Here is a 12,103-nt window from a genome sequence, read left to right on the forward strand (position 1 = left end):
CTTTAAATAGTGCTTATAAATATGGCTACAAAAACAAACCTTTAGGAATGCCAACAAAACATAATTATGCTGTGTCCACCTAGATGACGTACTTGTATGTAAACATAATTTAGTTAAATAATATAAAATAAATGAAAGGCAGAAAATTACTTATGATTCCTGGTCCTATAGAATTTGAACCAGACGTATTACAAGCCATGAGCATCGCTACTAATAGTCATGTAGCTCCAGATTTTATTGAAATTTTCGGAAAAAGCCTTGAGCTAATGAGAGCCGTATGGAAATCGCCAAAAGGACAACCTTTTATCATTTCAGGAACTGGTACACTGGCCATGGATATGGCTGCTGCCAATCTTATAGAACTTGGAGATCGTGTATTGGTGATTTCTACAGGATACTTTGGCAAACGGTTTAAAGATATTTTAGATCGTTATGGTGCAAATACAACTATTTTAGAAGCACCTATAGGCGAGGTTGTAAGTCTTGATGCAATTGAAAAAGAATTGAAACAAGGACAATATAAATTTTTGACTATCACACATGTAGACACCTCAACAGGAATATTAGTAGATCCGAAACCTATAGCTCATTTAGCTAAAAAATATAATGTCTTGAGTATTTTAGATGGTGTATGCTCGGTTGCGGGTGAAGAATTAAAACAAGATGAATGGGAACTTGATGTTGTCTTAACAGCTTCTCAAAAAGCAATTGGAGTGCCTCCAGGACTTGCGCTTTTAATGGCATCTGAAAAAGCGATGCAAGTTTGGGAAAATAGAAAAACGCCCGTAAGTAATTATTATGCAGATTGGAACAATTGGTTACCAATAATGAGGGCTTACGAAGAAAGAAGACCTTCTTATTTCGGAACACCTGCAGTCAATTTAATTGTGGCATTAGAAACTAGCTTAAAAATTATTTGTAAGGAAGGCATAGACCAGCGCGTAAAAAGGCATCAAAATTTAGCGAAGTCCTTTAGAGCAGGAATCGCTTCGTTAAACCTAGAGATTTTACCAAAAACAAATACAATAGCAGCCAATACCTTATCAGCAGTGTACTATCCTGAAGGCATAAATGGAACTTCATTAAGTGCCACAATGGTTGAGAGTAATGTGATTATTGCAGGTGGATTATTGCCAGAAATAAAACCCTCTTATTTTAGAATTGGTCACATGGGTTCAGTCTCTTCCAATGACCTTATTGCAGTATTAAGCGCTTTAGAACGTGCTTTAATAGAATTAGGCCATCCCATAGAATCTGGAAAAAGCTTACAAGCTTTTCAAAATGGACTCTTAAAAATTAATTAGATTCTTAAACACATAAATAAGGAAGGACTAGCGGTGAATACAACATTATAGCGAACGACACTTTAAACAACCATATGCTAGAAGTAAGATTCCTTCTCTTAACTTTTTTTTAGATAAAGTATAATATGAGACATTGTAAACGACACTAAACTATTAAAGCAACTGAACACTTAGTGGGTATACAAATTCCTTTTTAAATTATCCAGATTGACTAATCAATACGCTCCCGATTCTCGTTTACCAGAGTATCAACTCGCCCAATACCAGCGGCTTCATACACCAACTCCCCATTAATAAAAGTAGCCACAGCCCTTACTTTAGGAATGCTATCTTCTGGAACGGTCATGATATCCCGATCCAAAATAGTGAAATCTGCTAGCTTTCCTGGTTCGATACTTCCTTTTTCATTTTCTTCAAAATTGGCGTAGGCAGCCCAAATGGTCATTCCTTTTAAAGTTTCCTCGCGCGTGAGTGCCTCTTCTTTTCTAAAACCATCTTCTGGATAATGCGCTAAGTCTTTGCGAGCCACAGCCGAATAAAAGGTATGAAACGGACTCACTTTCTCCACTGGAAAATCAGTTCCTAATGCAAGAATACCTGCATTCTTGAGCAATGTTTTATACGAATAAGCACCGTGAATACGAGCCTCGCCCACGCGCTCTTCAGCCCAATACATATCGCTAGTAGCATGAGTGGGCTGCACCGATGGGATGATATTTTTAGAATACTCTGTGAAATCTATTGGATTAATAATTTGTGCGTGTTCGACGCGCCAGCGAGCATCTTCTTTTCCAACAAGTGCTTTTTTATAAGCTCTAAGTACTGCAACATTTGCTGAGTCCCCAATGGCGTGCGTGTTCATTTGATATCCCGCCACGGCAATTGCTTTTGCAAGGCTGTCCAATTGTTTTGGTGTTGTGATCATCTTCCCAAAATGTCCATCTAAATCTGAATAAGGAGCCCTTAAAGCGGCACCTCTAGATCCTAAAGCGCCATCTGCGTACACTTTAATCGAGCGCACATTTAAACGGTCTGTTTTAACAATCCCTTTTTTAAGGTAATGATTTAAGTCTTCAGGAGTATTACTTACCATCACATACAAACGGATTTTTAATTCTCCAGCTTGTTGCATTTCATCAATAACATCGATTACTTGCTTTGAAAGTCCTGCATCATCTATGGTAGTAAGGCCGTAAGAAAGACATTCTGCTTCGGCATCTTTTAAGGCCATCCTGATGTACTCTTTAGTAGGCGCTGGCATCGTTTCCCAAACCAACCGCATAGGGGTGTCAATCAATATCCCAGTAAGCGAATCGTTCAGAACTTCTACACTACCACCATCCATTTTTGTTTTTGGCGTTATTCCCGCTCTTTTTAATGCCACGCTATTTGCAATCATGGCGTGCCCATCTACACGGGTTAATGCCACAGGAATCGTTGGGAAAAGCGAATCTAAAGTACGGCGATTAGGGTATTCCTTAATTTCCCAATCGTTTTGATCCCATCCTCTTCCTAAAATAAAGTCGGTGTTTTTTTCTTGCTGAAATGCTAAAACGCGTCCCACCACATCGTCAAAACTTGTGGTGCCTCGTAAATTTACTTGCTGCTTTGAAACGCCTAAATTATACAAATGGCCGTGGGCATCTATTAATCCTGGTACAATGGTTTGCCCCTTGGCATCGTAGGTTTCTTTGATATCGTATTTTAATTCGAGTTCTGGTTTTATACCAATTTCTAAAATCTCTCCGTCTTTAACAACAAAAGCATCTGCCGTATCAAAAGATGCGTTCACGGTATAAACGTTCGCGTTTTTAATCAATAAATCGGCTGAAATTTTTTCTGGAGCACAAGAAAATAAAAGTATGGATATGGCAAGTAAAGTGTACTTATTCATAAGAGGTTTTCGTTTACCGTAAAAATAAATCTTTTCTGCCTTAATTCTTAATTGTTGATACTTAATTCTTTCTTCTAAGAAAACTACCAATCAAACTTGTAGGTTGCGCCTCCTAAAACTTGGATACCTTGTACATTATAATTATACCATCTCTCGTAGTTATCGCCAATTAAATTGCTGCCTTTTACAAATACAGAAAGACGGTCTGAAAACTTATACCCAAAGTTTACATTTAAATCGACATAGCCATCCAATGTAACCACTGGGGATACTGAAGGAAATGCTGCAGTATTTAAATCTAAGTCTTTACGCTCTCCCACATAGAATATTGAAGCACCACCGTATAATTTTTCAGTAATAGAAAAAGTCGTAAATAAAGTAGCTTGTAGCGCTGGTAGATTCCAGGCTTCAGCAGTGGTATCTGTTGAATAACTATTGAAAGTGGCGTTCACCCCCAAAGAAAAATTCTGTGATATTTCTGAAGTGATTTCTCCAAAAACTTGAAGTGTATTTACATCATCATATAAAATCCCAAAGGAGTTTCCATATTTATATCCTTCCGTATCTGTAGCTGTAGAAAATGTATTTGCAACAAATAATGCCTTATCAGTTTCATTTTTATAACTCGCATTTAGATTATATGCGATGCTATTCGCTAATTTTCCTTTTAAACCTCCAAAAATATCGTAGGTTTTACTGGTAGGCATAATGGTTAAGGTTGGCGAAATATATGGATTCACCTCCTTAAAACCATAAAAACTGTTTTGCATCAGGCCACCTTCTGCACCAGCATAGGCAATTACAATCTCATCTACCACACGATATGAAGCACTCACATTTGGATAAAGATAGAAATTGGTGTCGCTGTTTTCTAAATCGAAATTTGTGTATGCGGCAACCCCAAGTGAAAGCGAAAGATCATTATTCACAATATCCAAGGAAGGCAAGAACCCAGCGTTTAAATGGTTATAATTAATAGCCCCCGGTAAAAACAATCCTTCAAAAAAGCTACCACTTACATAATCCACGTCAATCCCTAGTGTAAATTTATTGTCTGAAATAGGAAATAAAAATTCTGGCTGCAGTTTTACATTAATTTCTGAAGATTCGTAGCTATCTGACAAATACCGAAGGTTTCCCGAAACACCACTAAAAAAAGAATCTTCAAACGCAATGCCTCCGCCCAAGTACCCCGAAAAATAATTTTGCGTAAAATCTGTATTTGTAAAAAATGTATTTGGTTGACGATTGAAATCATCATTAATTCCATACCAATTATACTGCTCGTGAGAAACTCCCGCATCAATGTTATATGCCACGTCGCGCTGCCGGCTCGTATAGTTTAAATCCAATTGCGTATCAAAAAAATTAGCATCTGCACGAATACCATCAATATCGCCTTGCGCCGAATTATGCTTGAAAAACACCCCAACGTTATCGGTTCTGCTTAGTTGAAAATTACTGTACAATTCCCCTAAAATAGTTGTGTAATTTCCAAAACCCAAAGTTGCATAGTTGTCATATAATTTTACTTTTTCAGCCTTTACAACCGTAGCTGCTTTTCCTTTTGCTGGTGTAAAAGTAGATGCCACAGGTACAGAGAAAATGCTGTATTCCACAGGTGTCTTTTGCGCAGCTACTGAATTATTCAAAACAGGTGTTTCCTTAATTTTAAAGGCATCACTAATACTAGGCGCATAAGGTTTTACAATCGTTACTACCTCCGTTCCCAAAGGATCATCATCTGTCTGAGCCGTTGTTAAAGTGATTGAAAGCAACAATAAAAAGAAAAAAACAAATTGTTTTTTTGCCAATCGCTTGCATTGTAATGTGGATTCTGTGTTTGAAATTAAATTGATTTTTGATATCAACATACGGCTGTTATAATTTTGTTAGGGTTGTTGTGAGATTTGGGTCTAGTTCTTATCAGGATTTTCTACGGAGGTATTGGTCTTCGCTTCTGCAGTTTTTATCATATCAAGCGCTGTTTGTGCTTCTGCTGTAACTTCGGGATAGTCTGTAAAGTTTGTAATCACACTTTCTAAAATATAGGTGGCTTGAAAGGCATCGCCTAAAGCATAGAAATTTTTTGCCATCAACACCAATCCTTTAGCTCCGTAGAGCTTATATCCTGAATAATCTTTCGCTAATTTTTGAACCGCTGTGTTTGAAATTTCAAATTGACTTGACGTATTCTTAAAATAAGCATCATAATACAAGGCTTCTGCGGCCAATTGTCCTGTTGCTATTTTTAAAACTTCTCCATAGGCTGTTTTAGCTTTTTCTTCATCTCCAGTTTTTATAGCAGATCGCGCAATAATAATCTGAGCATCACTTTGAATATTTGTGTCTATTTTTGAGTTTGCCAATACCTTTTCAGCATAGGTCACAGCCCGGGCATACTGTTTTATTTCATAGTGGGCTTTCATACTATTTGTTTGTGCAAAAATGATATTCTGCGGAAAATCGGCTTCGGTTTCTAATCTCGCTAAATAGATTAATGCATTTTGATATTCTTTTTCACCTAAATACACCTCAGAAATTCTAGCCAATGCTTGTTCTGTAAATTCAGTACGATCTTTGTCCACTACAAATTTATAGTGCGAGATAGCGTTTGCCCTCTCTCCTTTTCCGTAGTACAACTGTGCTAAGTAAAAATGCGACTGTAAAGCGTGTCGTCCATTTGAAAAATTGACTAAATATTCCTCAAACCTTTTAATGGCTTGTGGCACATTATTTTCTAAATAAGGTTTTTCTGCAGATTGATATGCGGCGTTATCCAACTCTTCGTCGGCTAATTCCACAAAATCCAATGTTTGAACCCAAGCAGCATATTCATCTACCTTACCTTGGTCTATATATATGATTTTAGCACTATTAACCGCTTGCAGCGCTTCAGGCGTAGATGGGAAATCGTTTGCAACTTTCTTGAAAATTGTCAACGCCTCATTACTTTTTTCAATGTTATCTAAAATTAGCGCCTGTTTTAATAAGGTTCTCGAAACATAACTACTCTTAGGAAATTTCTGAACTAAATCTGAATAGCTTTGCATTGCATCTTCATTTCGGTTTTGTGCACCATAGCTATTTCCCAATTCGTATAAAGCATCATCACGGTAGAAAGATTTTGGATATTTGCTACCAAATTCGTTCAGTGCTGTTATTTTAGAATCGCTGCGATCTACAAACCCATAACTAATTGCTTTTTGGAAAGCAGCATAGTCTTTATCTACGCCTGAACCTTCCATAACTCGGTTGTAATTTTCCATTGCGGGCCAATATTTACTCGTTACAAAATAACTATCGCCCAATCTTAAAAACGCATCACTTTTGCGAGCTCCTTTATTCTTTGTTGCGTTCACATAGGTTTCAAAATTTGTAATTGCAGGTTCATATTGTTTCAGTTTAAAATAGTTGTATCCAATATTGTAACTACTATTTGCATATTCCGGCGTGGAGGCTGCCTCGGGCAATTGCATATATTGCTTGTAGCCTAATCCTGCCTCTTCAAAATTAGACAGTTGAAAATTACTTTCGGCTTTCCAATAGGTCGCTCTTGCCGTAAATTTTGGGTCACGAGGTTCTTTTAAAGACTTTGTAAAAAGGGACATTGCTTCGGCATAATTCCCCTCGTTATATAATTCTAACCCTCGAAAAAACGCCACTTTTTGATAGGCTAATTTATTTTTAAATGAATTATTATTTTCCAATAAATCCAATGCTCCTTTATAATTTCGAGAAGTTATATACGAATCGATTAATAAATCTTTAAGCGCCTCATTATTTGGATTGTCTGGATATGTATTAATGAAAGATTGTAATACCTCAGGCACACTCTGGTAACTATTCCCTATTTCATAACTAAGCTTGGCATAATTTAAAAACGCATCCTGCTCAATTTCAGCACTAAAATCCATTTCGCTAGCATTTTTAAAAGCATTGAGTGCTTCTTGTTTTTTACTTAGTTTTAAATAGGATTCAGCCAGATGATAGTATGCATTTTGAGCTACCCCATTACGACCATCTACAATTTTATTAAATTCTCCAACGGCATTTGTATAATCCCCTTGTTTATAATAAGCATATCCTAACAGATAATAATCGGTATTATTCCATTTACCGAGTTGTCCTTTGTATTCTTTTAAATACGGAATTGCCTGCGCATATTGCTCTAGATTAAAATAACTCTCTCCAATTATTTTAGAAAGCTCACTTTTCTCTTTTGGACTAGAACGGTCAAACTGTTCTTTACCCATATCGATTGCCTTTTGAAAATTACCTAGTTTGAAATTCATATCGGCTTGATAATACGACAAATCCTTATTGTAACGCTCGTTGTCTTTTACTTCTTCAAAAAGTTCATTTGCTTCTTCATATTCATCTCCTTCATAGGCAATAAACCCTAAATAATATTTTGCCTGAGAACCGTATTTTTTGGAATCTGAAACCTTACCGAAATACTTTTTAGCCTGTTTAAACTGGCGTGCTTTAAAACAAGCGTACCCATTATTGAAATTAAAGCGTTCGGCTTCTGCCCTGTTTAAACTACTAACATCTACTCTATCGTACCATTTTTGTGCATAGGCATATTTTCCATTTTCAAAATAGTAGTTCGCTACGTCTATGTAGGCTGAGTTTCGTTTTACACTAGTAGGATATTTTGCAACAAAATCTTCCATTAATGCATCTGCGTTTTGTTGGTTTAACCGTACTGCACAATTAGCAACGTAATACGCACAATCACTTTCAACACGTTCCACATCGGTAGCTCTTTTTACTTTAGAAAAAAGACTTTGCGCTGCAAGATACTGGTCGTTATTGTATAATTCAACAGCGCGATTATAATCGACCATTTCATTAGTAAAAATGGCTGTTTGTTGTGAAAATAATCCTGTAGAAAGGGTAAAGAAAAGACTGAAAACTATTAAGTTTTTCAACATAAATATGAGGTTTGATTGCTATCGTAAAATTACTATTTAAACGAATGCTCTTTTGGGTTTATATCTATAAGTATTCACAGGTTGTTAACCGTTTAAATGACTCTTTAACGTATAAGATTGTTACAATAGCTAACGCAAAAAAAAACCGATACGTATATTTTATATTAGGTAGTTTTGTTAGAAAAAGTTTAACGATGAATGTTGGGACATGAGCTGCTAGCTATTAATGTGGTGCGAACTGGAAGAATAAGATATGATTAAGTGAAATTATAATTTCCTCAAAAGTTTGAAAATGAGATGCCAGGAATTCTAATGAAGGAGCCAGTAGTATTGAACAAAAAAATACTGACTAATTTTCTGTAAATTAGCTTTCTTTAAAACCTTTAAACAATGAAATCAACAATTTTTAGCATTATCGTACTCTTTGTTTTTGCGTCTTCATCTGCCCAAAATGGAAGCAAAAGCACCATTACCGAAAAAGACGGTAAAATAGGCATTGGCACCAATACTCCAGATGAACTACTAACCGTAAAAGGGAAGATTCACGCACAAGAAGTGCTGGTAGATTTAAATGGTGCTGTAGCTCCAGATTATGTTTTTGAAAAGTTTTATAACGGATTCTCTGCGCTTAATCCAAGCTATACAATGATGGATTTAAAATCTTTAGACACCTATTTAAAGGAAAATAAACATCTTCCTGAAATACCAAGTGCTCAAACCTTGGCTAAAACCGGTTTAGAATTAAAGAAAATGAACCTACTCCTTCTTCAAAAAATTGAAGAATTGACGCTTTACACTATTCAGCAGCAAAAGGAGATTGAAGGGTTGAAGACTGACATGAAATTACTTAAAAAAGACTAGGATGAACTATTCATGTTTTAAAATCATATTCTTATTCATTTTTAGTTTAGGGCTTGCCCAAAATGAGACTGAAGAGCATTTTTATTTTCATGTAAATATTGCAGGTGCTGATCAATTAAAGATTAAAAAGAAAAGAGATGGCACATTCGAAATCAAAAATCGCAGAAATAAAAGAGAGACCCAAATTCTCAATACGTATAACATTTATGATTTTAGACTAGCTTACCCAAATACAGATCGTGCTTTATTAAAGACAGTCCATGTTATAGCAACTGACAAGGTAGAATTATTGGGTGCGCTCAAACATAATTTCCCAAAAAAATACACTCGGGTTGCTCAATTTTACACCACTAAGAACGCTTATTACCCCAATGATTACGGCACTACAAGTCCTGTGAAAAATCTTGGAAATCCACATCCTGCTTATGATCTTGATATCATTATGGCACCAGAAGCTTGGGGCATAACCACAGGAAACAAAAAAGTAGTGGTAGGAATATCAGACTCTAAAGTTGATTCACTAAATCCAGATTTAATAGGACGTGTAAGTGAATACATCAAGTATAATGATAAACTAAAAGGCATGGCTTGCGTGCATGGGACGAATATAGCAGGCACCGCAGTTGGAACGATGAACAACGGCTATGGACGCCCAGGAATTTGTAGCGGTTGTGATATAGTTGCAAACGATTATGGCTCTTTTACAGATATAGAAGAGTTAGTCGCCGCGGGTGCCAAGGTTATAAACTGTAGTTGGGCAATGTGCCGTATGGGTAGTGTTAAATACAGAGAGAATATACAAGAACGGATCAACGAATATTATGATGACGGCATCATCATTGTAGCAGCCGCAGGAAACGGAACTGACTGTAATAAAGACAAAATTAAAGTAGGTGATTCCTTATATCCAGCCTCCTTTGACAATGTGATTTCTACCGCGGGAGTGTATTTAAAAAATTCATTTTATGAGGATGATACCTGGATAAACCCTGAAAATAATCGTAAGATGACTCGTTTGCAAAACGATCGCCATGCAAGTCATTTTTATATTGAAGATAACGGATCAATCACCCCGCACGACATCCAGAAAGTTCATCAAGTAAATGCAGCTGTAGATATTCTTGCACCTACAGAGGGATATCTCTTAGGCAATGATAATTGTAATCAAGAAGATACCTATGGAGGCGCTTCCTCAAATACGGCTCCTTATGTAACAGGAACTATAGGTTTAATGTGGTCTGAAAACTACTGCTTGAGTAGTTATGAAATTGAAAGTATTTTAAAACTTACTTCTGAAGATGTTGAAAATCTTAGCGGAAACGAACCCTACAAAGGAATGCTTGGTGCTGGAAGATTAAACACCTATCGTGCGGTTTTGATGTCCTCTCAAATGAAAGACCCTTTGACTAACGTAACTGTTAAAAATCGTGATTTTTATCGTTTTGATTTTACCTTGAGTAGCGCTCCCAACAAAATTATTATTAAAAACCAAACCTTTAGAGATAATGCCACTGTAGACTTTAAATCAAAAAACGGAATCATTTTAAAGCCAGGAACTCATCTAAAACCAAACAAAAAAGGCTTTATAAAACTAGTGTCTGATCCATCAATTATCGTGGATACTTGTGAAAAGAAAACACCTAAAAAATATGTTCCTTATAGAGAAATGGAATTAGAAAAGAGCAGGTAATATTAGTGTTCAGATGGGCGTATGCTGTTTATTTTTTTTGAGCATCCGTCATCTTATAATTTTTCTAATTTCTAGTTTACATTTTCTTCCCGCTTTCTTTCTATATTTGCTCTAAACAAAAACGAATGGCTACACCTGTTTTAGAATTCAAGAATGCTACTATTTTCCAAAAAGACAATTTGATTTTGGATGATGTTTCAGTAGCCATTGAGAAAGGCGAATTTGTCTACTTGATAGGAAAAACCGGTGCTGGTAAAAGTAGTTTTATGAAAACGCTTTACGGTGATCTGCCTTTAAAAAATGGAGAAGGTAATATTGTAGGCTATGATCTTGCTAAACTTAAAGAAAAAGACATTCCGTTTTTACGCCGAAAATTGGGCGTTGTTTTTCAAGATTTTAAATTATTGAATGATCGCACCGTTAAAGACAATTTGATGTTTGTTTTAACCGCTACTGGATGGAAAGATAAAAAAGCGATGACCACAAGAATTGATGAAGTTTTGGATAAGGTGGGAATGAAAATCAAAAACTTTAAATATCCGTATCAACTTTCTGGAGGCGAACAACAACGGGTTGCCATTGCAAGAGCTTTATTAAATAATCCCGAACTAATCCTTGCCGATGAGCCTACAGGAAACCTCGATCCACAAACTAGTGTCGAAGTGATGCAAGTACTCAAAGAAATAAATGATAACGGGAACACCATATTAATGGCTACACACGATTATGCATTAATTTTAAAGTATCCTTCGAGAACTTTAAAGTGCGACGAAAGTCAGATGTTTGAAGTGGTGCAGAAGACAGTTTGACAAATAGCACTTATTTCAAAGTGTTTTTATCTTTAGAAACCTGTTCATTCAATTTCAATGAAAAAGACCTATCCGTTCTATTTTCGTCTAACCTTTCGGTAAAAAACGCAACTAACTCGTCTTTTACATTTGAGTCTTCAGCTAAAGCATCGTTCCCTAATTCGTCAAATACGATTACCCCAGAAAAAGTTCTCTCCCTAGTACTTTCTATGCCTGAAGTAAAAACAATATACTTCTTACCGTCCTTTATTAAGTCTACCGATTCCCATAAGACATTAGGCCAATATTTATCGGGATCATAAACCAATTCGTTCCAATCGCCAAAACTTGCAAACATGATTTTACCAGTTTCACGAGCAGATCTAGTACACATGAAACGAAGTTGATGTATGGAACTAGAATCACTTTTGTCTTTTGACTTAAGCTCCTTAAAATCAATACTCATTGCTTGTCGACCAAAGGTTTTATTGCAATGAGTAGCATTCTTTTCTTGAGAACCACAACCTGTAAGTGTTAAGATAACAAATAGAAAAATTGATGATGTTTTAAGTGCTTTCATAAATAATATCTTTGTGTAAATTAAAAAAAACAGAGATGCATCTAAA

8 protein-coding genes are annotated in these 12,103 nt (G+C 36.1%); 4 read left to right on the forward strand and 4 right to left on the reverse strand.

Annotation, left to right across the window (positions count from 1 at the left end; translation table 11 throughout):
- The first annotated feature begins 131 nt into the window (after positions 1 to 131).
- Positions 132 to 1,304, forward strand: coding sequence for a pyridoxal-phosphate-dependent aminotransferase family protein (locus tag ABXT67_RS00060; RefSeq protein WP_415375254.1), 1,173 nt, complete (start codon positions 132 to 134; stop codon positions 1,302 to 1,304).
- A gap of 211 nt (positions 1,305 to 1,515) precedes the next feature.
- Here the strand turns inward: ABXT67_RS00060 and ABXT67_RS00065 are convergent, their stop codons facing one another.
- The 3 genes from ABXT67_RS00065 to ABXT67_RS00075 form a co-directional block, all read right to left on the reverse strand.
- Positions 1,516 to 3,198 carry an amidohydrolase gene (locus ABXT67_RS00065; RefSeq protein ID WP_415375255.1) on the reverse strand — a complete coding sequence of 561 codons (1,683 nt, stop codon included), beginning with the start codon at positions 3,196 to 3,198 and terminating at the stop codon, positions 1,516 to 1,518.
- Between the two features lie 83 nt (positions 3,199 to 3,281).
- On the reverse strand, positions 3,282 to 5,012 hold the full coding sequence (locus ABXT67_RS00070; RefSeq protein ID WP_415375256.1) for a TonB-dependent receptor: 1,731 nt from the start codon (positions 5,010 to 5,012) through the stop codon (positions 3,282 to 3,284).
- A 102-nt stretch (positions 5,013 to 5,114) separates the two neighbouring features.
- On the reverse strand, positions 5,115 to 8,138 hold the full coding sequence (locus tag ABXT67_RS00075; RefSeq protein WP_415375257.1) for a tetratricopeptide repeat protein: 3,024 nt from the start codon (positions 8,136 to 8,138) through the stop codon (positions 5,115 to 5,117).
- A gap of 390 nt (positions 8,139 to 8,528) precedes the next feature.
- Between ABXT67_RS00075 and ABXT67_RS00080 the strand changes: the two genes are divergently transcribed.
- From ABXT67_RS00080 to ABXT67_RS00090, 3 genes are all read left to right on the forward strand, one after another.
- Positions 8,529 to 8,999 carry a hypothetical protein gene (locus tag ABXT67_RS00080; protein ID WP_415375258.1) on the forward strand — a complete coding sequence of 157 codons (471 nt, stop codon included), beginning with the start codon at positions 8,529 to 8,531 and terminating at the stop codon, positions 8,997 to 8,999.
- Position 9,000: 1 nt separating this feature from the next.
- Entirely contained in the window at positions 9,001 to 10,689 is a 1,689-nt protein-coding gene (locus tag ABXT67_RS00085) for a S8 family peptidase (RefSeq protein ID WP_415375259.1), read from the forward strand.
- A 125-nt stretch (positions 10,690 to 10,814) separates the two neighbouring features.
- Complete coding sequence (locus tag ABXT67_RS00090) at positions 10,815 to 11,498, forward strand: cell division ATP-binding protein FtsE (protein ID WP_415375260.1); 684 nt, start codon at positions 10,815 to 10,817, stop codon at positions 11,496 to 11,498.
- Positions 11,499 to 11,508: 10 nt separating this feature from the next.
- Here ABXT67_RS00090 and ABXT67_RS00095 read toward each other — a convergent pair whose 3' ends face one another.
- Positions 11,509 to 12,057: a hypothetical protein gene (locus ABXT67_RS00095; RefSeq protein ID WP_415375261.1), complete on the reverse strand. Its 549-nt coding sequence runs from the start codon at positions 12,055 to 12,057 to the stop codon at positions 11,509 to 11,511.
- Between the last annotated feature and the right edge of the window lie 46 nt (positions 12,058 to 12,103).

The organism is Patiriisocius sp. Uisw_017 (assembly GCF_047731265.1).
GTDB lineage: Bacteria > Bacteroidota > Bacteroidia > Flavobacteriales > Flavobacteriaceae > Patiriisocius.

Bases quoted from the DNA above. Each gene is read 5' to 3' on its own strand.
- ABXT67_RS00090 (WP_415375260.1), top strand. From the start codon at position 10,815: ATGGCTACACCTGTTTTAGAATTCAAGAATGCTACTATTTTCCAAAAA.
- ABXT67_RS00060 (WP_415375254.1), top strand. From the start codon at position 132: ATGAAAGGCAGAAAATTACTTATGATTCCTGGTCCTATAGAATTTGAA.
- ABXT67_RS00075 (WP_415375257.1), bottom strand. From the start codon at position 8,138: ATGTTGAAAAACTTAATAGTTTTCAGTCTTTTCTTTACCCTTTCTACA.
- ABXT67_RS00065 (WP_415375255.1), bottom strand. From the start codon at position 3,198: ATGAATAAGTACACTTTACTTGCCATATCCATACTTTTATTTTCTTGT.
- ABXT67_RS00080 (WP_415375258.1), top strand. From the start codon at position 8,529: ATGAAATCAACAATTTTTAGCATTATCGTACTCTTTGTTTTTGCGTCT.
- ABXT67_RS00095 (WP_415375261.1), bottom strand. From the start codon at position 12,057: ATGAAAGCACTTAAAACATCATCAATTTTTCTATTTGTTATCTTAACA.
- ABXT67_RS00085 (WP_415375259.1), top strand. From the start codon at position 9,001: ATGAACTATTCATGTTTTAAAATCATATTCTTATTCATTTTTAGTTTA.